17 protein-coding genes are annotated in these 24752 nt (G+C 36.6%); 3 read left to right on the forward strand and 14 right to left on the reverse strand.

Annotated features, from left to right (window positions below):
• Positions 1–184: 184 nt before the first annotated feature.
• From FW780_RS11355 to lpxB, 12 genes are all read right to left on the reverse strand, one after another.
• Entirely contained in the window at positions 185–4615 is a 4431-nt protein-coding gene (locus FW780_RS11355; protein WP_149833665.1) for a GEVED domain-containing protein, read from the reverse strand.
• 167 nt (positions 4616–4782) lie between these two features.
• The gene (locus FW780_RS11360) at positions 4783–7815 is read right to left on the reverse strand and encodes a reprolysin-like metallopeptidase (RefSeq protein ID WP_149833666.1); all 3033 of its coding nucleotides are present in this window, start codon (positions 7813–7815) and stop codon (positions 4783–4785) included.
• 180 nt (positions 7816–7995) lie between these two features.
• On the reverse strand, positions 7996–8661 hold the full coding sequence (locus FW780_RS11365) for a DUF6048 family protein (RefSeq protein ID WP_149833667.1): 666 nt from the start codon (positions 8659–8661) through the stop codon (positions 7996–7998).
• A complete protein-coding gene (locus FW780_RS11370; protein WP_149833668.1) occupies positions 8627–9103 on the reverse strand; it encodes a DUF6452 family protein in 477 nt (158 codons plus the stop codon). Before FW780_RS11370 ends, FW780_RS11365 begins: the two co-directional genes overlap by 35 nt.
• Positions 9104–9134: 31 nt before the next feature.
• Positions 9135–10547: a 23S rRNA (uracil(1939)-C(5))-methyltransferase RlmD gene (rlmD, locus tag FW780_RS11375; protein WP_149833669.1), complete on the reverse strand. Its 1413-nt coding sequence runs from the start codon at positions 10545–10547 to the stop codon at positions 9135–9137.
• A 106-nt stretch (positions 10548–10653) separates the two neighbouring features.
• A complete protein-coding gene (locus FW780_RS11380) occupies positions 10654–12195 on the reverse strand; it encodes a TlpA family protein disulfide reductase (RefSeq protein WP_149833670.1) in 1542 nt (513 codons plus the stop codon).
• A gap of 308 nt (positions 12196–12503) precedes the next feature.
• Positions 12504–13271, reverse strand: coding sequence for a succinate dehydrogenase/fumarate reductase iron-sulfur subunit (locus FW780_RS11385; protein ID WP_002976316.1), 768 nt, complete (start codon positions 13269–13271; stop codon positions 12504–12506).
• 23 nt (positions 13272–13294) lie between these two features.
• On the reverse strand, positions 13295–15307 hold the full coding sequence (locus tag FW780_RS11390) for a fumarate reductase/succinate dehydrogenase flavoprotein subunit (protein WP_149833671.1): 2013 nt from the start codon (positions 15305–15307) through the stop codon (positions 13295–13297).
• Between the two features lie 15 nt (positions 15308–15322).
• Positions 15323–15985 (reverse strand): succinate dehydrogenase cytochrome b subunit, encoded by a 663-nt coding sequence (locus FW780_RS11395; RefSeq protein WP_047386045.1) that lies wholly within the window; start codon positions 15983–15985, stop codon positions 15323–15325.
• A gap of 144 nt (positions 15986–16129) precedes the next feature.
• A complete protein-coding gene (locus tag FW780_RS11400) occupies positions 16130–17872 on the reverse strand; it encodes a ComEC/Rec2 family competence protein (RefSeq protein ID WP_241676901.1) in 1743 nt (580 codons plus the stop codon).
• Between the two features lie 169 nt (positions 17873–18041).
• Positions 18042–19133 (reverse strand): glycoside hydrolase family 99 protein, encoded by a 1092-nt coding sequence (locus tag FW780_RS11405; protein WP_149833673.1) that lies wholly within the window; start codon positions 19131–19133, stop codon positions 18042–18044.
• A gap of 41 nt (positions 19134–19174) precedes the next feature.
• Positions 19175–20278 (reverse strand): lipid-A-disaccharide synthase, encoded by a 1104-nt coding sequence (lpxB, locus tag FW780_RS11410; RefSeq protein ID WP_149833674.1) that lies wholly within the window; start codon positions 20276–20278, stop codon positions 19175–19177.
• Between the two features lie 78 nt (positions 20279–20356).
• Between lpxB and FW780_RS11415 the strand changes: the two genes are divergently transcribed.
• The 3 genes from FW780_RS11415 (at position 20357) to FW780_RS11425 (ending at position 22865) form a co-directional block, all read left to right on the forward strand.
• A complete protein-coding gene (locus tag FW780_RS11415; RefSeq protein ID WP_149833675.1) occupies positions 20357–20866 on the forward strand; it encodes a DUF2480 family protein in 510 nt (169 codons plus the stop codon).
• Between the two features lies 1 nt (position 20867).
• Positions 20868–22127, forward strand: coding sequence for a protein O-mannosyl-transferase family (locus FW780_RS11420; RefSeq protein WP_149833676.1), 1260 nt, complete (start codon positions 20868–20870; stop codon positions 22125–22127).
• 81 nt (positions 22128–22208) lie between these two features.
• A complete protein-coding gene (locus tag FW780_RS11425) occupies positions 22209–22865 on the forward strand; it encodes a DUF937 domain-containing protein (RefSeq protein WP_149833677.1) in 657 nt (218 codons plus the stop codon).
• A gap of 59 nt (positions 22866–22924) precedes the next feature.
• Here the strand turns inward: FW780_RS11425 and FW780_RS11430 are convergent, their stop codons facing one another.
• Positions 22925–23044 carry a 30S ribosomal protein THX gene (locus tag FW780_RS11430; RefSeq protein ID WP_076594948.1) on the reverse strand — a complete coding sequence of 40 codons (120 nt, stop codon included), beginning with the start codon at positions 23042–23044 and terminating at the stop codon, positions 22925–22927.
• A gap of 231 nt (positions 23045–23275) precedes the next feature.
• A complete protein-coding gene (locus FW780_RS11435) occupies positions 23276–24670 on the reverse strand; it encodes an MATE family efflux transporter (RefSeq protein WP_149833678.1) in 1395 nt (464 codons plus the stop codon).
• Positions 24671–24752 lie beyond the last annotated feature (82 nt).

Genomic DNA, 24752 nt, shown 5'->3' on the forward strand with positions numbered 1-24752 from the left:
CACTCAATACGTATTAAATAAATCAAAAAAAACAACAATTTTATGTTAGAAGAAATGTTTGTTTTAATATTTCAAAATGTCGAGAAAGTTTTTATTGTTCAAAAGAAACTTCTTGGAGAAAATATTATATAAAAAAAATAAGCCTCCATTTCTGGAGGCTTATTCTATTTGAAATTTAGTTTATTTATTCTTTGATAAATTTCTTCTGAACAGTTTTACCGTTATCATCGATATCAATAACATAAACACCGTTAATCAATCTGCTTACGTTGATCTGGCTGTTTAATAAGATACCGTCAGCGATTACCTGTCCTGCAGCATTGTAGATCTTATATTTAGCTCTCTTGCTGATATTTTTCACAAACAGGATTGAGCTTACCGGGTTAGGATAAATCATGATACCTGTCTGATCAATTGGATTAGCAACAACCGGTTTAGAGATTCTTACGGTGTAATCCTCTACTTCTCCGTTCTTGAAGCTCGTACAGTTTACAGGAATACCGTCTCTTTCCATTGCTACTCTCATTACTACATATTTGTAATCTGTCATACTTACAAACGCATCTGCAGGAACATTAAATTTACCTGAGATAGGGCTGTCCGTATTTGGTGGAGAGCTTAATACTCTTTCATTGATATCAAATTCTCCGTTTCTGTTGAAGTCGATCCAAACTGCGATTCCTTCGTTATACGTATTTCCTGTCCACTTCTTCTCAATGATGATCTCATTATCTGTTGATCCCTGGATCATTTCGATGAATGTTTTAGGAACTCCTGTATAATCTGTATATGTTGATGCTCCTGATTCATTCTCCATTGTTTTCTTACCGGTAGGCTTCACAGTAACTTTAGAAATATGCTCACCCGTAGAACTTCCTGAATGCATCTGACAGTAAATTACTGTAGGAGTTGTGAAGTAATATGGAGGAGTATAGTTTCCTGGTGTACCGTTACAGATATTCACCACCTGCATTTCATATTTAGTTAATTCTGTAAGACCTGTTAATACGAGGTTATTAACTAATGATGGTACTTCTGTCCAGCTTGGAATACCTACTTTTCTATATCTAAGAACATAAGTTGCTCCAGGGAAAGGATCCCACTGGATTGCTGCCGATGTAGGAAGCAATTGAGTAATTGTTAATCCTGGAGGCGGAATTTCACATATTCTTTCTGTTGTAAATACTTTAGGGTTAGAGTATGGATTCAGAGTAGTTTCTCCGTTACACTGATTAGCAATCTGTACTTCATAAGTAGTGAACGGCTCTAATGGAGTTACACTACCTAACACATAAGTATTTGCAGGAGCTGCAGGTAAACTAATTAGGTTCCATGTAGTAGTACCTACTTTTCTCCATCTCATTGTATAAGTAGAACTTGCTGCAAGCGGCGCCCAAGTAATCAATGCTGTTGTTGGAGTAATGTTACCTACCGTCACGTTCGGAGGAGTAGGATCACATCTTGTCGTAAACGTCTTGATTGGGGTAGCTGTACCAACAATATCTCCACAAATTGCTGCAACTTCAACTTCATAAGTAGTAGCAGGTGTCAAGTTATTAATTACTAACGGAAGGTTTCCTAATTGTGCAGAAGCATAAACTTGTGTCCATGTCGTTGTTCCCTGAACTCTATATCTTACTACATAACTTACGCCCGCTCCTGTAATTGTAACAGTAGCTGTTGTGTGAGTAGTCGTAAATGTAGGTGCGTTTGGAGTTGCATTGCTACAAGGTCTGATTCTTACTCTGTAATCTTCTACTTCTCCATCTACTGCATTCTGACACATTACAGGAGCACTTGTACGTTTTAGTACAACTCTCATTGTAGTTGTCAACGGACCTGTATAAGATGTTGAAGGAACGGCAAATGTAGCAGTAACAGGGGTAGTTGTGTTAGCCGGAGAAATTAAAATTCTCTCAGCATCTGTAAACTGTCCGTTTCTGTCAAAGTCAATCCATGCTGTTACAGCATCGTTTCCTGTTGCTCCAGTCCATCCTTTCGCTACAGAGATTTTATTATTTTGAGAATCAACATCTAAAGTAATAAGAGTCTCAGGAGTTGTGTAGCTTGTATAATTAGTCTGTACTGAAGTATTGTTCATTGGAGGAACTCCAAGGTTTGAAGAGGTTACCGTTACATTTGAAATATGGTCATTCGTTCCGGTACCTGTCATCTGACAGTAAGACAACGGTGGAGTTGTAAATGTTACTGATGATGAATAAGCTCCTGTAGAACCATTACAAGTTGTAGAAACCTGAACTTCATAATTCGTCTGCTCTGTAAGACCAGTGATTCCATAGAAGTTTTGACCAGCTGGCACAGTAGCCGTCTGCCAAACTCCACCAGGAGTAGTTCTCCATCTAATATTATAAGTAGCTCCTACTGTTGCAACCCATGATACTGTTGCAGTAGTTGCACCAATATTGTTTACTGTAATATTTGTTGGAGGAGCTGTTGAACATGGTTGAGAATCTACAAATTTCACTGCATAATCCTCTACTTCTCCCTGAGTAAATGTTCCACAAGGGTTAGCATTATCAAAGTATCTCATCACTACACGCATACGGGTAGGAAGAGTTCCTGTATATACATTTCCACTCGCCACTGTAGGTACTGCAAAAGTTGCTGTTACCGGAGTAGTTGTATTATAGGTTGTATTGAGAATTCTCTCACTTGTTTCAAACGTTCCGTTTCTGTTAAAATCAACCCAAGCTGAAACTCCATAAGATGTAGGAGAACCTGGCCAGTATTTATTTACAGAAATCTTATTATTCGCAGAACCTCTTTCAAATATAACTACTCTTGTAGGGTCTGGTGTATAATCTTTATAGTTATCCGATCCTGAATTACTCAACATGATAGGAGTATTCGTAGGAGTAACAGTTACATTATTGATATATCCGCTTGTAGCAGTATTACTTGTAGGACCTGCCGTACAATAAGTAAGAGCTGGAGTTGTAAAGGTTACTGTCGGAGAGAATGCACCTGTAGTACCTCCACAAATAGTAGCTACCTGAACATCATATGCAGTCTGCTCTAATAATCCTGTAAGCATTTGGTTACTTACTAAAGGTGTATTTACAGCAATCTGCTGCCATGCACCTGAAGGAGAAACTCTGTATCTTACAATATAAGTAGCTCCTGTAGTTGACGTCCAAGTAACGTTAGCTGAAGAAGGAGTTACGTTATTTACCTGAATGTTAGCCGGTGGTGCTGTAGTACATGCTGATAAATCTATAAGTTTTACAGCATAATCTTCAGTTTCACCATAAGAATACGTTCCACAAGCATTAATAGGACTATATTCATTCATTACAACACGCATTTTGGTAGTCAGGTTTCCGGTATATGCACCACCTGCAGCAGTTGGTATATTGAATGTGGCCGTAACCGGCGTTGTTGTATTACTTGGAGAAGTCAAGACTCTTTCAGTAGCTTCAAAAACACCATTACGGTTAAAGTCAATCCAAACTCCTGTTAAGAAGCTATATTGGTAACCGGGCCATGTTTTTGCTACAGAAACAGTAGCAGTACCACCTCTTACCAAAGTAACTAATCTTGCAGGATCTGTACTATAATCTGTATAACCACTTTGATCAGAGTTACTCGTCATTGAAGGAGCCCCTTGCGCGTTAACTGCAACCTGGCTTATATATCCATCAATAAAAGTACTTGTAGCAGCTGAATTACAGTAAGTAAGTGCCGGAGTTGTAAAGTTTATACTGGAAGAAAATGCTCCCTGAGTACCCCCGCAGACAGTAGCTACCTGAACTTCATATTGGGTTTGCTCTGTTAATCCGGTGATAATCTGATTTCCAACCAAAGGAGTTGTCACATTGATTGTTGTCCATGGTCCACCTGATGCAAGTCTGTATCTTACAACATACGTAGCACCTGCAGAAAGATACCAGCCTACATTAGCGGATACTGTTGTTATGTTTGAAACTGAAATATTGGTAGGTGGAGCTGTAGAACAAGCTGGCAGCGGGTGGCTTTCCAACTGTATTCTAGGAATATCCGCAAGTCTGTCTTTTGCTGCAGGAGGTGCTGCAGGATCTGGGTTTGCAGAATCTTCGTAATAGATCATCCCTCTGTTTGCTCCTGCATTATACGATCCCCAAGCCGTACCTGGCGAAGATGCATAACCTGGAGTTTTTTCATTTACAGCAACCACAAGGTTGTCTGTCCCGTTCCATAAAAATGGAGTAGCCAACTGAAGAGTTACCCAGTTTCCATTTGTTAAGGTTGGTAAATCTCCGGCATACACCTGAGTCAGGGAACTTAAAGGGACCCAGTTTGTATTGGAGGCAAAGTTATTCTGGGTTGTGTTCCCCATGTATACCACCCAATCCTTATATACAGCCTGAGAGGTTGCAACGGTGGTGGAATAAAACTTTATAGCCGTGATATAGTTCGACGTACCAATAGCAGTCGTAAGTTCCGCAGCAGTATAAATCTGCTGGGAATAACTATACCCATAATAGGAACGTATGGGGAGATACACTGAGGTACCCGTTCCTGTCCCGATCTGGCCTGCCTGAGCTGAGACTTTGGATACAAAGCCTGTACAGATCAAACAGAGAAACAGAATTAAAGAGGTAAAGAATTTCTTCATAATGTTTTCATTATAATATTAATCATACAAATCTAATCATTTTTTATTATTAATTTATAGGTGCATTTAGGTTTTTTTTGTAAAAATATAACAATATCTCTACTTATGCTTTTAATAAAGAAATCCCCGGGAAAGCCCGGGGATTTACTAATATTTAAAAGTTAACTTTATTTTTTAATGAATTTGGATTTGAATTGCTCAATTCCTTTATCATCTATTGTAATAACATAACCACCTTTAACTAAAGTTGAAACATTCACTTTTCCATTATTGATATTTCCTCTATCTACTAATTGTCCAGCAGCACTATATATTTTATAAGTAGCTTTATCTGAAACTTTAGTAACATTTAGAATATCACTTACCGGGTTTGGATAAATCTGAATACCGTTATTTTTAACAGCTGTTTCAGAAGTAGCAAGGTTACTAGTAATTACTACGTTATAGTCTTCAACTTCACCATCGAAAAGTTCTCCACATATATAATCTGTAGGTAATGATAAACCAATGTTACCACCACCAGTTCCAGCACCTACATAGAATGCTACAACCCTCATTCTTAATGGCTGTCCTTCTACTGCATTACCTGGAATTGTAACCGTTCCATTCACTACAGTTGATGGCTGCGTTAATGTTACAGGATAATTCAATACTCTTTCTGAATCACTGAAAACACCATCCTTGTTAAAGTCGATAAATGCAGCTACCGTATCATAATCCGCACCACCAGAGTTCCCCACAGTAACAGAAATAGGATAAGAAGTTCCTTTTACCAAGTTGGCCTGAAGTGCTGTATTTGTTGTATAGTTTGTATATGTGCTATTTGCTGAAGTGTTATTTACATTCGCAAGTGTCACATTGGCAATATACTCATAGTCTGCACTAGTTGAAGCAGATGCACAATATTCAAGTGCAGGAGTACTGAAGTTTAGAGAAGCTGAATATGTACCTACCGTAGTACCACAAACTAATGCAACCTGAATTTCATATGTTGTACCATCAATTAAATTACTTAAGTTGATTGAAGGAACTGTAGTATCAGCTTCAGTCCATACTGTTGTACCTACCTTTCTGTAACGTACTTTATAAGTTGCTCCAGTATAAGACATCCAAGATGCGGTAGCCGAAGATACTGTAATATTGCTCACCACTACATTCGTTGGAGCAGCACTGCTACATGAAGATAGAGGTGCAATACTAACAGGCCCTACTGCGTAGAAAATGTTACCAATTGAAGAAATTCTTACTTTAATAGTCTGACCATTCAATGAAGAAGGGAATGTAAAGTTTTCAGAACCATCATTAGGTGTTGAAGCAGATAATACAGTCCAAGTTGTTCCGTTATCTGTAGTATAATCAATTTTTACATTAGCTACATTATAAGGAGCAGCATTTGTATTGGCAACAATCCATTGAACTGGAGTTGGAGTATTCACATCAGCATATTGGTTAGCTACTCTGAAAGGTCCGTTATCTCCTACAACAACCGTCTGAACTTTAAAAGCTGACTGCTGTTGAGATACATTAGGGTTATTATCTCTAACAGTTAATGCAAAGTTTGTTGTTCTTGCTACAGTTGATACCGCTTCCCAAGTATTGTTTGCATTATTCAATACTCCATTCATTACAGATGTAAATTTAGGGAAGTATCTTACTGGATTCGTAGTTGGAACAGCAGATCTGAACGAAGCTCCTGACATTGTATTTCCTAAGTTAAACTTATTAATAGAAACTGATGCATCATCAACTTCTTCCCAAGAATAAGTCATTGGATCATTTTCAGGATCTGTAGCACCACCTGTTAAAACAAAAGCAGTACCCTTAGGTATATTATATGTTGGTAAATCTGTAACTACCGGTGGATTATTGGTAATTGTAGTTTCTACGTCACACGTTTTTGCAATTAAGTTAGCCTGAACCTGACCGATACTTGCTTTATGGAAATAAGGATCAGAATTAGGCTGAACATCCGTATTAGGTCCAGTAATACCTGCATATCCCATAATAGTAGTTCCTGAACCAGGTTCCATATTTACACCACTTCCTTCAATATTATGAGAGAAAGTATGGTTAGCTCCTAACTGGTGCCCCATTTCATGAGCAACATAGTCGATATCAAAGCTATCTCCTGATGGAATACCATTTGCCGGAGAAGTAAATCCTGAACCTTTTCCTTTAGGAACTGCAGTGGTAGGATTGATACATACACATCCGATACATCCTGCATTTCCTCCACCTCCTGATTTACCGAACAAGTGTCCGATATCATAGTTGGCATCTCCTACATTGGCTGTCAAAGCACCCTGTAGCTGTGTATTCCATGCTCCTCCCGCTCCTGTTGAAGCAGCAGAATATGGATCTGTAGCCGGGTCAATATAAATTACACCGGGGAAGTTCTGTAAATTCAAATGCAAAGCAAAATCTTTCTCAAAAACTCCGTTTACTCTTGTTAGAGTGTTGTTGATCGCAACAAGAGCAGGCGCTCTTTTTTGGTCATCTGTAGCTGTAGCAGGTACACCAGCCAGTCCCATAAAGTACTGAGTATACTCACCTGTAACTGACATTGCCAATCTCATTGTTCTGAATTTTTTATCAGAACTCTTGTTGAAGGTTGTTGGCTGATTTGAGAATGACTGCCCATTTTTTAATAAGGCATCTATTTCCTTTTTAGCAGCAGGAGATTCTTCTGTAGAACATAAGAATCCACTTTTATCCTTTTTAGTTTTAGGATGAACGGCATAAACTGTTTTATCTGCAGAAGCCGGATCAATAAACTCATAGTTACCTCCATGAATGATCATCGACTGAAAATCATTAGGAGCAATACTAAATCTTAAATACTTGGTAGGGTCCTCTACACTTGTTCCAACATAAGATCCTAATTCATACTTGTCTGCCAGTTCCTTTACAACTACTGGAAAACTGTATACATTAAATCTTTCAATCTTCCCGCTCATAGTGGGAAGAGAAATCACTACAGGAGTGGCATTTGTACCCATTTCCTGTGCATTCTTTAGCTGAGATCTCAGTAAGTTCAGGTCTAATTTATAGTACCCGTTACCTCTTACATTAGATTGATCTACTCTAAATCCTGTACTTCTTTTGTTATCATCTACTTTTTTAAAAGAAGTTGGTGTCCATTGACCGAACACTGCCCCTCCTATAAAAGTAAACATTAAAGCAGTAAATACTCTTTTCATAAATTAAAACACAATTATAATTTCCGCCAAATATAGCCATTTTATAACTCAAACGAATAAAATAAGTTTATATTTTTTAATATTACATATTTAATAAGCCTATTCATTAAAAAAAACACAAACTTTAGAGTGATCTAAAGTTTGTGTTTTATCTATGTTAAAAGTTAAGTATTAGTGTTTCTAAAACTTATAAGCAATATTCCATGCAAATCCCATATTGAACTTTGACGAACTTCTTCCAAAGCCAGGAACGATCATTGGAGAAATATTTTCCTGCTTGGAAGTATATACCATATATCTTGGCTGAAGATTCACATCGATATAGAAGTTAGAATTAAACAATTGCACTCTACCTCCTAATGTACCTTCCAGCCAAAAAGATGATTGCGATGAGGAAGGAAAGGCTTCAGAAGAGTTACTTCCTCCAAATCCACGAACAGGAATTGCCATATATTCCTGATTATAAAATGATCCGGCAACTTTTCCTCCGGCATAAAATCCGTTGAACTCGTTCTCTGCATCTTTTGCAAGCATATAAAATGCACCCAACTTCACGAAAGGACCGCTTGCTTTTGCATCATAACCATTTTTCTGATACACATTCTTTTCAAAACCTGCCTCTGCAACAGCATGGAGATTCCCTCTGACTTTTGAAGAAATAAATCCCTGATACAGTTTTCTGTCAGAAAAAAAACCTACTCCTGTATTAAGTACATCAAGGCCAACCATAAAATTGGGTTCATACTTTTCGTGAACCTTTTTCTCCGCTTCCTTTTTCTTGTCCTGTGCCCAGCTTATTATCCCCAATAAACTAAAAAAGAAGGTAAAGATTAGTCTTGTCTTCATTCTCTATTTGATTTTGTCCGGCTTCCAGTTTCTGAACAGGATTCGGAGTTACTAATTCTGAACTTAAATTCTCGTAAGACTTTTTGATTCCACATCCCGGAGATACATAGGTAGACTTCGTACCATAGCTGATTCTTACATGAGACTCAGGACCTTTGAATCTGGTTCTGAAATAAACATCTGTATAGGGTGATTGGTCCACGCGTAAAGGAATCAACCGGGAATCAATATTGGCAAGTTTTCCCAGATCTACTTTTCCTGCTCCGTAATCTACTGCAACATACAATGTATCTATGGTGGTATCTTTTCCATTTGCAAGTGTTCTGAAACCTACCTTCATTCTGGGAGTTCCTTCTCCACTTTCACAGATATCATCATCGCCTCCACAGGAAAAAAGCATTCCTAAAAAGCAGATCGCTATGAGAAATTTAAAGTACTTCATATTAAGATTTGAAATTCAAATTTAAATAAAATTATTTTTTAATCAACAACGCGATGTTCTCAACATGGTGTGTTTGCGGGAACATATCTACCGGCAATATTTTCACTAAAGTATAATGTTCTTTCATTAAGGCAAGGTCTCTGGCCTGTGTCGCTGAATTACAACTTACATAAACTACTTTTTCAGGTGAAAGTTTTAAGATCTGTTCTACTACTTTCTGGTGCATTCCGTCTCTTGGCGGGTCTGTAATTAATACATCTGCTTTCGGATGCGTAGCCATAAATTCGTCATTGAAAATATCCTTCATGTCTCCACAATAGAAAGTACAGTTGGTAAGACCATTCAACGCTGCGTGTTCTATAGCTGCGTCTATAGCTTCCTGCACAGATTCTATTCCAATTACCTGCTTTGCATTTCTCGCTACATACTGTGCAATTGTTCCTGTTCCTGTATAAAGGTCATATACCACTTCATCTCCTTTCAGATCTGCGAACTCCAGTGTCTTTCTGTACAATTCCAAGGCCTGTTTGTAGTTGGTCTGGAAGAATGATTTCGGACCTATCTTAAACTGCAGTCCGTCCATTTCTTCCATAAGGTAACCTTCTCCAAAATATACATTGATATTTAAATCATAAATGGAGTCATTCTGCTTAGGATTAATAGCATAAACTAATGTTTTAATCTGCGGGAATTTTTCTAATAAGAATTCAAAAAGCTTTTCTCTGTTTTCTTTTTCTTCTCTGTAAAGCTGGAAAAGAACCATCCATTCTCCTTTGGAGTTTTGTCTCATCATTAGGGTTCTTAAGAAACCTTCCTGATTTCTTACATCAAAGAAGTCCAGACCCGTATTGACACTGTATTCTTTCACAGCGAGTCTGATTGCATTGGAAGGATCTTCCTGAAGGAAACATTCTTTCAAGTCAAGAATTTTGCTCCACATCCCCGGAATATGGAAACCTAAAGCATCTTTACTTCCGAAGTTCTCTTCTGAACTAATTTCGTATTGAGTAAGCCATCTTGCATTGGAGAAAGAAAACTCCATTTTATTTCTATAAAAATACTGTTCTTCAGCTCCCAGAATTGATACCGTCTCAAAGTCATCAATTCCTCCGATTCTTTTAATATTGTTATATACTTCTTCTTGTTTGAAATCAAGCTGTTTTTCGTAACTCATATTCTGCCATTTGCATCCTCCACAAGTTCCGAAGTGAATACATTTAGGATCAACTCTGTAAGGTGATTTTTCAAGAACTTCAACTGCTTCGCCTTCATAATATTTTGACTTTGCTTTCTTCACCCTTACATTCACAATATCTCCCGGAATTGCTCCTGAAACCATCACAGCTTTTCCTTCTTCTGTTCTTCCTATTGCCACGCCTTTTGCTCCGGCAGTCAATAACTTTATATTTTCAAGAATTAAATCTCTTTTTTTCTTCCTACTCATTCTAAAATTTTCTATTTTCTAATTGAAACTTTACGTTCCAGTTTGCAAAAATACAATAAAAAAAACCTTATCCGAAGATAAGGTTTCTATACTGTGTTAAAGTTTATTATTTTGTTGGAGCCGGCTGTGGATTTGCTGGCTGTGGAGCTTGCTGCTGAGCGGCAGAAGGATCAAGCTGTAATTGTGGCTGCATCTGCATTGGTTCTGCTTTTGGAGCTGAAAGACCTGTCTGCTTATCCAGGATAGTTACCAGTTCCTGCTCACCAAGGTTTACAAATGATCTGCTGGCAATTTTACCATCTTTATCGATGATTACAAAACAAGGTAATTTGAATCCGTATACACCATATTTTTTAGCAATATCAGAGTTCAGACCTCCGTCTCCGTAAACATTCACTCCCTGCACTCCTTTTAGAAGAGAATTGCTGGTTTTAATAAACTGGTCTTTTGTATCGTCTACATTTACAAATACAAAATTCATTTTAGATTTATAGAAGTTTACTACTTCTTTTAATACAGGTACTGTAGCTTCGCTGATGTAAGGGTTCCATGAAGCATAGAAGAATAACATATAAGGTTTCCCTTTGTTTTCAAAAAGCTTATAAGCCTTTCCATCTTGTTTTGCTAAAGCTGCGTCAGGAGCAACATCTCCTATTTTAAGACCTGTAATAGCTACCTGCATCTTTAAAAGGTCACTTTTAATGGTAGCATCTTTAATATCTGAATCAATGATCTTTTTGATTTTGTCAATGTTTGCAGCCGGTGTCGTAGGATGAATATCCGCCTGAGCCATTACAAATGCCAAAAGGTAGTCTTTAGCTGTCTGAGATAAATCTTTCTTTGTTTTTAAATACTGAGCAAACATCTCAGAAGTTGTAATTCCTGTTTTTCCTTTGCTGTTTGCTTCTGCATACTTCTGGAAATCCGGAGTCATTTTTACAAGAAGATATTGTCTGTAAAGAGGGATTGTTTTCACCATCGCTTCTTTATCTGTTTCCAACTGAGTTTCGTAATCTTTCAATGCTTTAGAGGCTTTGTAAGATGGGTTTCCAGACATTGGTCCGTGAGACATTTCATAGTTGGCGATCAAATTAAGAATAGTAACTTTTACATCATTTTTCTTCCACTCCAAAAGCGCTTTACTAGGGTTATTTTTCTTTGCAAGATCATCTACATTTTTATTAATATCTGCTTCAATTTTATGCATACCTTTCAAAAACGCAGCTTCATCTCCGCCCATTAAAGCAGCTATATTAACTTTAGTACCATAGTCAGCTAAGAACTTTTGACTTGCTGTAAGAAAATCATTATTCTTCTTAGCATCTCCGGTAATCACAAATTCATTGGGGAAAGTAGTTCCGTTTCCTGAAATATTCACTTTTTGTCCTCCTTCAAGATAGATCAGGTTTTGTCTGCCCGCATAGTTGATTACGTACATACCGTCTTTAGGAGCATCAAAGCTTCCTGAAAAGTTTCCGTCTTTATCTAAACCTATATTAATCAAAGGCAGGGTTCCTACTCCTGAAGCCTCTACAAATTCAATTCTTTCTAATGATGAGCTTCCAGTAATTTTTCCTTTTACTTCTACTTTTTTTGAACAAGACATCACAAAAGCTGTGATGATAAACAATAAAAGATATTTTTTCATTTCAATTTTTAATATTACACAAAAATACGCTTTTTAGGGCTTGTTAATTCACACTAATTATTTTTTTTGAAAATTTTATTACTGCCATTCAAAGGGGACATTTTTATTATTTTATCTATCTGTTTTTGAATAGCAAGCTGTATTTGAAAGTTTAGAAAAAACTATTCAACTACCCTCCAAATATATACTTATTAAATAAAGAATGACTAAAACTCATCAATAAGTTAACAAACTTTAACAGGGTAACGTCATACATAAAAAAATCGCCTCCAAAAATGAAGGCGATTTTTTATGTATTTGAATCAATTCTATCCTTGATCTACAAGAGCAGCCATGTATTCTCTGTTCATTCTTGCAATGTTTTCAAGAGAAATACCTTTTGGACATTCTACTTCACATGCTCCTGTGTTTGAACAGTTCCCGAATCCTTCCTCATCCATAGCTTTCACCATGTTCAGAACTCTTCTCTTAGCTTCTACTCTACCTTGAGGAAGTAATGCATACTGAGATACTTTAGCTCCAACAAATAGCATAGCAGATCCGTTTTTACATGTAGCTACACAAGCTCCACATCCAATACAAGCAGCTGCATCCATTGCTCTGTCTGCATCTTCTTTTGGAACCGGAATCGCGTTAGCATCTAATGTATTACCAGAAGTATTCACAGAGATGAAACCTCCTGCTGCCATTACTCTGTCAAATGCGCTTCTGTCTACCATCAAGTCTTTGATAACAGGGAAAGCGGCACTTCTCCAAGGTTCAATAACAATAGTTTCTCCATCTTTGAACATTCTCATGTGAAGTTGGCAGGTTGTGATACCTGTATCCGGCCCGTGAGCTCTACCATTGATGTAAAGTGAACACATACCGCAGATTCCTTCACGACAGTCGTGGTCAAAAGCGATAGGTTCTTTTCCTTCGTTAATTAAATTTTCGTTCAGGATATCCAGCATCTCCAAAAATGAAGAGTCTGTAGATACATCTGATATTTTGTAGGTCTCAAACTGACCTTTAGTTTTACTATTTTTTTGTCTCCAAATTTTCAGCGTAAGATGTAAGCCTTTTTTTGCACTCATAATGTTATATTTTAGGTTGGAGATTATTTATAACTTCTAGTTTTAACCTCGATGTTGTCATATATCAGTTCTTCTTTATGCAACACTTCCGCGTTGATATCGTTACCCTGATATTCCCAAGCTCCGACGTATTTGTAGTTTACGTCATCTCTTTCCGCTTCCCCATCCGGAGTTGAATGGTCTTCACGGAAATGTCCACCACAAGATTCATTTCTGTGTAGTGCATCGATAGCCATTAATTGTCCAAGTTCAAGGAAGTCTGCTACTCTGAATGCTTTTTCAAGTTCAGTGTTCATTCCTTCTCCTTCACCAGGTACTTTTACATTTTTCCAGAAATCGTTTCTTACTTCTTCAATTTCCTTGATTGCTTCTCTCAATCCTTCAGGAGTTCTTCCCATTCCTACTTTATTCCACATAATGTTCCCTAATTGCTTATGGAAGTGGTCTACAGAATGAGTTCCTTTATTGTTTAAGAAGAAGTCAATTTTTTCTTTAATTCCTTTTTCAGCTTCGTCAAACGCTCCAGAATTGGTAGGAATAGCTCCTGTTCTGATATCTGCAGAAAGGTAATCTGCAATCGTGTAAGGAAGTACGAAATATCCGTCAGCAAGACCCTGCATCAATGCAGAAGCACCCAATCTGTTTGCACCGTGATCTGAGAAGTTAGCTTCTCCAATTACGAAACATCCAGGGATCGTAGACTGAAGGTTATAATCAACCCATACACCACCCATTGTATAGTGAACTGCAGGATAGATCTTCATTGGAGTTTTGTAAGGATCATCAGCAGTAATTTTTTCGTACATTACGAATAAGTTACCGTATTTCTCCTCAACCCAGCTCTTACCTAAGTCATAGATCTGCTGATCTGTTGGATTATGAATATGTTTTTCGATAGCGGATTCTTTACCTTTTTTCATGATCTCTGTAGAGAAATCAAGGTAAACTCCTTCCTGTGTATCATTATTTTCGATTCCGAATCCGGCGTCACATCTTTCCTTAGCTGCTCTTGAAGCAACGTCTCTAGGTACAAGGTTACCGAACGCAGGGTATCTTCTTTCTAAATAATAATCTCTATCTTCTTCTTTAATATTTTCAGGTCTTAATTTACCTTCTCTGATTGCTACTGAATCTTCAATTTTCTTAGGAACCCAGATTCTTCCGGAGTTTCTTAATGATTCAGACATCAAAGTCAGTTTAGACTGCTGTGTTCCGTGAACAGGAATACAAGTTGGGTGAATCTGTACATAGCAAGGGTTTGCGAAGTAAGCTCCTTTCTTGTGAATTTTCCATGCTGCAGAAACGTTTGATCCCATTGCATTGGTTGAAAGGAAATATACGTTTCCATATCCTCCTGAAGCAATTACTACAGCGTGGGCAGAATGTCTTTCGATCTCACCTGTGACAAGGTTTCTTGCGATAATTCCTCTTGCTTTTCCGTCAACAATTACAAGGTCAAGCATTTCATGACGGTTGTACATCTTGATTCTTCCTTTACCGATCTGACGGCTCATTGAAGAGTATGCTCCTAATAATAACTGCTGTCCTGTTTGTCCTTTTGCGTAGAAAGTTCTTTTTACCTGAACCCCACCAAATGAACGGTTATCTAACTGACCGCCGTAATCTCTACCGAAAGGAACCCCTTGGGAAACACACTGGTCAATAATATTTGCAGAAACTTCAGCTAATCTGTAAACGTTGGCCTCTCTTGCTCTATAGTCACCACCTTTAATGGTATCATAGAATAATCTGTAAGTAGAGTCACCGTCTCCCTGATAATTCTTAGCTGCGTTGATTCCCCCTTGAGCAGCAATAGAGTGCGCTCTTCTTGGAGAATCCTGGTAGCAGAACGCTTTCACGTTGTATCCTTGCTCAGCCAATGTAGCAGCAGCAGAACCTCCTGCCAAACCTGTACCTACAACAATAATATCAATCTTATCTCTGTTGTTTGGTGCAACAAGGTTCATATGGTCTTTATGATTTTTCCATTTGTCCTTTAGAGGACCTCCCGGAATTCTTGAATCTAATTTACTCATATTAGTATATTGATATTATTGAGTTATAAAATGAAAAACTGCAACGATGATAAATCCTGCAGGAATAAGGATTGAATACCATTTCCCGAAAGCTTTGATCACCGGCGTATATTTTGGATGTCTTGCTCCGATAGACTGGAAAGAAGACTGAAATCCGTGAGCTAAGTGTAATCCTAATAAAACAAAAGAGATCACATACAAAGCCACTCTCCAAAGATCAGCAAACTTCTCATGAAGTTCCGGCCAGAAACGTTCTGCATCAGGAGTCAATCCTTCTACATACTTGTAATTGATTTCATGCAGCCAGAAATCATATAAGTGAAGCGCTAAGAAAGCTAAAATAACAGCTCCTGAAATAATCATATTTCTGGACATCCATGAAGAATTCACAGATGCATTGTTTGCTGCATACTTTACCGGACGCGCTTTATTATTCTTGATCTCAAGCACAAATCCCATAATGAAATGGAAAATTACTGCAAAACCAAGAATAGGCTGCATTAAGAACTGCACAAAAGGATTATAGCCCATAAAATCAGATGCCGTATTGAATGCATCCTTATTCAGAACTGATAACAAATTGGTCGTCAAATGCAGTATAAGAAAAATCAGCAAAAATAGAGCTGATAATGCCATAGCATATTTTCTACCTATCGTAGAACTCGTTAAACCTGCCATATAAGTTTAAATTTGAATTTCTACAAAATTAAGAAAGTTTAACAATATCGAAAAGTGAGAAATCTCACAAATAGACAGTTTGTAATCTTTCTAAATAAGAATTTCATGTATTATAAATGCAGGAAAACGCATAAATTATAACCATTATTTCAAATCATAAATCCTACTTCTGAAAACTACTTTTTGAACTGAATTTGAAAAGGTTTTAAGCTGAAAATGATCTATTCTTCTTGAAGAGCAGTAAGGCTTCACCACAAACTGTAAAACCTTGGCCTTATTTTCCATATCCGGAATCCAGAAACAGACCTTATCTCCACTTTTTATTGAAATAATATTGTTTTTGCCAAATGTATGAATCAGCACCTCTTCGCTCTGATTTTCAAATATATTACTTCCCGTTCTTATGATCAGAAATACAATAACAGCCATCATCAATCTTCTAGTCTCATCACTAAATTTTAAAATGACTGATCTTAATAAATAAACAATCACAAACATTGAGAACACTTCCAATCCGTTCATTGGAATGTTGTCAAAGAATAATACGTCAACCTCAGCAAACCAATGGATCATTTTTAACAAAATCTGAATAATAAAATCATATATCCCGTTTATAAGTTCAAAGTCAATTCCACAAGAAATAAGAGCCGTCATCAGGAATGAAAAAACAATAATTATTTCTGAAAACGGAACAATAACAAAGTTTGCAATGATTGATATAAATGAAAACTGATGAAAATAGTACAACACCAAAGGAAGTGTTGCCAATTGGGCAGATAATGATATTGTAATGGTATTAAACAGGAGTTTTTTAAGGTAATTATCCTGTTTTGGAAAATATTTCAAAAGAGGCTGATTCAACCAAAAAATCCCCAGGACAGCCAAAAAACTAAGCTGAAATCCTACATCAAAAAACTGCTGTGTATCTCCAATCAAAATAAAAAAAGCAGATAAAGCCAATGAATGAAGCAGGTCAGGTTTCCGCTGAAGCAATACAAAAATAAAATAGACACTCAGCATGATACAGGATCGCAGTACTGAATTTCCAAATCCAATAAAAGCAGCAAACAGCCAAATAAACACCAAACTTAGAATGACTGCATATTTTCTGAATTGTAAAGGAATAAAACGAATCAGCAAAAAGTAAAACATTCCGAAAATAACGACAATATGAGTTCCGGAAATAGCAAGAAAGTGAATCAATCCCGATTTATTAAAATCCTTTACAGTACCTGCATCAATTTCTGTACGGTCTGCCAGAATAATTCCTTTTAAAAACTCTCTGGTCTTTCCTGACATTCCGGTTTCATCAATATTTCTCAGAACCATAAGTCTATATTGATGCAGCTTGTCTGCAGGAGTTAAATCGTCACGTTCTGCAGATTTAATTTCTTTTGAAAGATAAGCCTGATAGTCAATATGTTTTCTCTTCAGATATTTTCTATACTCAAACTGAAAATCATACTGAGAAGCTTTAGGTTGTGTTACATAAGCATCAGCCTTATAATAATGAATAAAATCCAGCTCTTTACTATCCTTGGGAACATAAAACACAGCATTAAAGCTTATATTTTCTATCTGTCCTGTTCCTTCGTATTTCTTATATTTTTCGGTAGTATTTAATTTTTGAGATATTTTAAAAGTAACTGTTTCTTTTTTCTTTACAAATGAGGAAACATCCTCTGAAAAAGTATTATAAAAATAAAGGATTATCCCTGTTCCAAAGAACAAAAGTCCCAGCAAAAAAGTTTTGATCTTATGTAAAAAATAAGAATGAAAGCATATTGCAGCCAGTATTATCAAACAAATTACAATAACCAGATACAATGTAATGCCCGTCAACAACATTTTCTCCTGAAAAAGAATTCCAAGAATAAAACATATCACCAGAATAAGAAGAGGCTGCCTGTTCAATTTCAATTAATTATCCTTGTAAAATAGATAATTAATCCATGAGGTATTATCTCTTGAATAACTAAATAAGTGCTTTGTGACTGATCAAAGAGATCAACAGAACACTTGATTTTTTGCTCTGGAATTAAAGTTTGAAAGTATGTTATTTCTTTTTAAGAAATTTATCCGTTAAACGCTTCGTTTCTTTGATATAAAACAAGGGATCTCTCCCATAATCTTCATATTTGAAATCTCCCACTTTTTTAGGAATTGCAGGTTCTATTTGTGTTCCTTCATGCCATTCATTGAAGGATGTGATTCCTATGAAGTCCGGATTTACTTTGATGGCAGCATCAAACATGTTTTCGTAATACTTTCCATTTTTTCTGCTTTTGAAGTTGACTTCATTCCATGGTCGGATTCTGGTATCTGAATAACCCGGACCAACACAAGGGATGAAGATCATATGATGATCTTTAGCGTATTGGGCCATAAAATCCCAATTAGCCGTTGTACTTCCATATACAAAACCTTCGCTGGCAAAGTAGGTGTAAAAACCATCAAATCCAGATGATTCAAAAAATTTCGCATCATCCTTTTCAACCCATAATCCAATGTAAAGAGCATCTAACTCTGTATTTCTAACCGTTTTTTCTCCATCTTTGGCTAACATTTTAGCCCACTCTTCTTTAGGAATTTTATAACTGTCGTAGACATAAAATAACGGCTTCCCTTCTTTTTTATAGAAAGCGTGATGACGGGAATAGGTTTTTACAAGATAAGAAAGCTGTTCTTTTAATTCTGAAGTATTTTTATAGAAAGGCTCTATGTGAAATGCAATTTTTAAATCAAATCGATCTGCAATATCCAGATATTTAATAAGACTTTTATCTGTGAATGAATCTTTTCCCAACCAGCTGACTACAACCACTCCTACTCCGGATTCTTTAATCATTTTCATATGTTTTTCAATGATCTTTGTGTCATTGGAACTGTAATTTCCAAGTGCGGGATAAAAATTAGCACCAATATCATCTCCACCTTTGTGATGTCCCAGATTGTTCCATTTCGGATTACTCCAGTGAGGGAGGATTTCATGGTTCCAATGCTGATAACTTCCGTCCGTTTCAGGATTTCCATACCAGCCATAGTAGAATATCTGAACTTTGTCTCTTGGGCTGCTCTGCTGAGCTTCACTTTTTGAGAAAAACAATGTAAATACCAACAATATCAGAAAACGTTTACAATAATTCATAGTTAAAAAAGTAGATTAAATTCTCAAAAATTTCGGCAAAACTATACTTTTAATATCACCTCAGCAGCATGGTCACTGGCACCTTTCCCTCCCAATTTTTCTCTCAGAAGGCTATAATCATTCAGAACCTGCGTTCTTTTGTCTCCTTCTATAATTTTACTGAGTTCTTCTACCAAATTTTTGGTATTCAAATCATTCTGTATCAATTCTTTCACAACCTCTCTGTCCATAATCAGGTTTACCAAAGAAATGTAATTGATATTTTTCACTAATCTTTTTGCAATAGCATAGGAAATTTTGCTTCCACGGTAGCAAACCACTTCAGGAATATTTAACAAAGCGGTTTCTAATGTAGCGGTTCCGGAAGTTACAAGAGCTGCTTTGGAACACCTCAGCAAATCATAAGTTTTATTGGATACAAAATGTACATTGTCATCCACATATTTCTGATAAAATTCTTTAGGAAGACTTGGCGCCCCGGCAATTACAAACTGATAGTTTTTAAAATGCGGTCTTACAGAAAGCATTATTTCAAGCATTTTTTCTACTTCCTGTTCTCTGGATCCCGGTAACAGCGCAATAATTTCTTTTTCGTTCAGACCGTTATCCGATTTGAATTTTTCAATGCTGATTTCCTGCAGATCCGAAATAGCATCCAGCAAAGGATGACCTACAAAATGGGAATGAACTCCATGTTTTCTGTAAAAATCTTCTTCAAAAGGGAGAATCACCATCATTTCATCCACATATTTTTTGATAGTTTCTACCCGTCCTTCTTTCCATGCCCAAAGCTGTGGAGAAATATAATACACGACTTTAATACCAAGTTCTTTAGCAAATCTGGCAATCCTCAGGTTAAAGCCTGGATAATCAACCAAAATCAAAACGTCCGGTCTGTTTTTTTGAATATCTTCTTTACAGAATTTTATATTATTCAGGATGGTCCGTAAGTTCATCACTACTTCCAAAAATCCCATAAAAGCAAGGTCACGGTAATGTTTTACCAGTGTTCCGCCCTGAGCTTTCATCAGATCGCCACCCCAAAACCTGAACTCCGCATTCGGATCCTTTTGTTTTAAGGCTTTCATCAAATTACTTCCGTGCAAATCACCGGAAGCTTCTCCTGCAATAATGTAATACTTCATTTCTATAGTAAGGATAGAGAACAAATTAAAATAGATATGATCTTAATTCGTAAATTTGTTCAAAGATAATGATAAAAAATGTCAGAAGAATTTGAAATCCGGAATAAAGTTGCCGAAAGCGGCCTTATCAATTTTGACCTTGCCACTTTGCTTCCGAAAGGAGAAAGAAAGGGAATTGATCTTAAAGATTTTCTTTTTCAGGAAATGATCCTGAAAGAAAAAGATTTTCGTGAAAAGGTGGAAGCTATAGATACTGAGCTATATAAAGACTCATACATATATATTTATAATTCGGTAGATACAATTATCCCGCTTTGGGCTTATTTTGTATTGACGGCAAAACTTACTGATGTTGCAAAAAAAATAGTCTTCGGAAGCCGTGAGGATCTTGATGTTATTTTAATGCACAATGCTATCCAGACTCATGATTTTGAGGAAATGAGAGGCAAAAGAGTTCTGGTAAAAGGCTGTTCGGATAAAGATATTCCTGAAAATGCATATATAGAACTGGTAGAACAGTTAAAACCCATTGTAAAATCTCTGATGTTCGGAGAAGCGTGTTCTAATGTTCCTATCGTAAAGAATTAATATGAACAAATATTTATCAGCAGTATTTTTGTTTATTATTTTCTTTGGTATCTATTATTTCGGAAGTTTTTCAAAAATTCCTTTTGCCGACTGTATAGGGTTTGTGTTCAGTGCAGAAAAGGGTGTATTGGAAACGACTGCTACGGCAATAAATCATTTTATATATATCAACACTGTTATTTTAATCAAAAATCTGGTGGGCATTAATGCCATTGAAGCAAGCAGGTTTGTGGTTATTTCTTCGGGTGCAGCTACGGTTTCTGTTATTTATCTCACTGTAAAAAGTATTTCAAAAACTGAATGGGCATCCCTTACAGCTGCTCTTGTTTTTGGTTTTAGCTTTACCTTTTGGAGAAATGCGGAGATCATAGAAGTATATACTTATAATTCTCTTTGGGTAAGTCTTTTCTTCTTTTCAATGATCAAAAGCTTTACTGAAAAGAAAAAAATCTACATTCTTTTGAGCAGCTTATTTTTAGGAATCAGTTTATGGCTGCATATTCAGAATATTCTCCTAATCCCTGCTTTGGCTGTCTTCTTATTTTATTTCAGAAATGAAAAAAAATATGCAGTGGTTTCACTATTAATTTTTATTGTATTATTCAGTTCTTTATTCATTCTGAATATTTCCCAGGGACTTCCTTTTAAATCGGCTTATAGTTCTGAACGGGGAACCTGGGTAGAAGATTCTTTTAAAAAAGATACCCTTCAATATGTAAAAGATTTTTTTCAATCTTTGGGATATCTTTTATATAATTTCAATCTGTTTACTTATTTTGGAATAGCCGGAATCCTCATGTTGTACAAGAAAAATAGAGAAATGTTTTTTGTTTTTACGGCAGGAGCAGTATGTGTATATGGGTTTTCAACCTTTTATGCTGTATCAGATAATTACGTATTTTTTCTACCATTCAATATAATTTTTGCGTTGTCAATCGGTTACGGTCTTTCCTCAACAAAATATGCCGGTCTAAGAAAATTTTCATGGGTATGTTTATTGATTCCTGTGGGATATCTTCTTGTCTATAAAGTCCTGTTATTAACCGAAAAAGGAAAAGAATTTCATGCATTTAAAGCGTATAAAGGTGGCCTAAATTATTATGTACTTCCATGGATGAATGACAATATCGGCATTCTGGAGTTCACCATTGATAAGAAGCAGGCTCCTGAAACCATTGAATGGATGACCAGCAGTTCAATAGAATATATAGAGCTGTTAAAAAGCAAAGGTTATACAGAGGAGCAGATCAAAAAACTTTAACAATAATTATGAAAGGTGGTCATTTTATGAGGCATATTTTTTGATAACTTTGGTTTACTTAATACTAAATAAACACAAAAAATGAGTTTAATTGACCTACTTACAGGGAACACAGGCAACCAGGTTGCTGAACAGGCTGAAAACAAATTCGGAATCGGCAAAAATCAGGTTATTGCCCTATTAGCAGTGGCTACACCTCTTATTATTTCTTACCTTAGAAATAAATCTCAGGACGCTAAAGAAGCAGAAGCTTTAAATAATGCTTTAGATAAAGACCATAATGGAAGTATCTTAAATGACGCTTCCCAGATTGAAGCAAGACAGGCTGAAGGCGGATCTATTCTGGATCATATCTTTGGTGGGCAAAAAAGTACTGTTGAAAACCAGTTGTCTCAAAACACAGGAATTTCTATAGACAAAATAGGTCCTATCCTGGCGATGCTGGCACCTGTAATAATGGGATACATCGGACAGCAGAAACAGCAGAGTAATGTAGGGGCAGGTGGTCTCGGAGATCTTTTGGGAGGAATTCTCGGGAATGCTTCCAACCAGGCTCAGGCTCAGCAGTCTAATCCTTTAAATGACATTCTTGGAAGTGTTTTAGGAGGAGGTACACAGTCTCAGTCATCGGGAAATCCTTTGAACGATATACTGGGAAGTGTATTGGGAGGCGGAAACCAACAACAAGGCGGCGGCGGTCTAGGCAGCATCCTTGGCAATATTCTTGGAGGTAAATAATTAATTTAATTTTCATAAAAAAAGACCGGAGAAATAATCTTCGGTCTTTTTTATTTTAATTATTTTTTAGATTTTTCTTCTGAAGCTGTAAAAGATTTTGAGGCTTTTCTAGGTCTTCTTTTACCATAACTTCCGGAATTGATTTTTCCTCTTCTTGATTTTTTGTCTCCTTTTCCCATAGTAATTATGTATTTGTTAATCACGAATTTAGAAAATACTGTTCTAAAATCCAATTAATAAACCTGTTAAAGTTTTATAAATTAAGGAAATAAGTCTGAGGAAGGATGATGGAAGTTACTTTCAGATTACCATTTTCTATTCTCTGCTTGCAGATCAAAATCTATCTCTACTTTAATACTTGTCGATAAGATTATCTTAAATATTTCAAGCGCCAGTACTCCCAATGCTTTCTACACTTTTATCGTTTTCCACTTTCCTTTTTTAAACAAGATAAAAGCAACTATGGTAATCAGGGTTTCTGCGGCAGGGATTGAAATAAAAACTCCTTTTGGGCCCATACCAAGATATTTTGACAGAAAATACGCCATAGGAATCTGAAACAGCCAGAACCCAAAAAGATTTACCCAGGTAGGTGTCCAGGTATCTCCTGCTCCATTGAACGCATTGATCATAACCATTCCTATTCCATAGAAAATAAACCCCGTACTCATAATCTGAAGGGCATTTTTAGCAAAGTCTTTAATAGCCATTTCCTGAGTGAAAAAACCAACTAAAAAATTTCCCATAAAAATAAATATCAGGCTTACGATTAACATAAAAATGACATTATATTTCACGGTCTTCATTACCGATTGTTCTGCTCTCAGCATTTCATTTGCTCCCATATTCTGCCCTACCAGTGTAGATGCCGCATTGCTGAGTCCCCAGGCCGGAAGCATAAAGAACATCATCAGCCTTAAAGCTGTCTGATAGCCGGCTGATGCATTTTCGCCTCCTGTAGTCGCTACCAGTTCTGCGAGGAAAATCCAGCTACACGAAGCGATTACAAACTGAAAGATTCCAGGGGTTGCGATCTTTATAATGGATTTTATTAATTCATAATTCGGCTTAAAATAAGGAATCTTTATGCGGATTTGAGTATCGGCTACTAAAAGATGATATAATTGGTAAATCACCCCAATACTACGACCTATAGTTGTTGCCAGAGCTGCTCCGGTTAGTCCCAAAGCAGGAACAGGACCTAATCCTTTTATCAGAATTGGACATAGAATAATATTGGCAATATTAGCTATCCATAAGCTTTTCATAGCAATCATAGCATTTCCCGCACCTCTGAAAATCCCATTAATTAGGAATAACAGCATAATGATTGTACTGCTGCTCATCATAATTCTGGTAAAATTCTTCCCATAAGCCGCTGCTTCCGGCTTTGAACCCATCAAAATCAGGATTTCCTCAGCATAGATCACTCCCAGTAAACTCAAAACAAAAGTAATAGCAAATGAAACCAATAATACCTGTGCTGCACTTCTGGATGCCTGCTCCGGATTCTTCTCTCCAATTCGTCTTGCCACCAAAGCTGTTGCCGCCATACTCATCCCAATCGCAATAGAATACATCACCGAAAGTACAGATTCGGTAAGTCCTACTGTCTGAATAGCAAAACCACTTTCTTTCAGGTGTCCGACAAAATACAGATCAACAAGGGCAAATACTGATTCCATAGCCATTTCCAACATCATGGGGATGGCTAAAAGCAATACAGCACTTCTGATATTCACCTTCGTAAAATCAGTTTCTTCGCCACTGAACGCTTTTTTTAAAAACTCAACATATTTTGTCATGATTTCTTTAGTTTACTTAGCAAAAGTATTCATTCAAAAGCAATTAAAAGTTGGCATATGAAAAGTTTTTAATACCTCTTGA

This window comes from Chryseobacterium sediminis, assembly GCF_008386505.1.
Lineage (GTDB): Bacteria > Bacteroidota > Bacteroidia > Flavobacteriales > Weeksellaceae > Chryseobacterium > Chryseobacterium sediminis.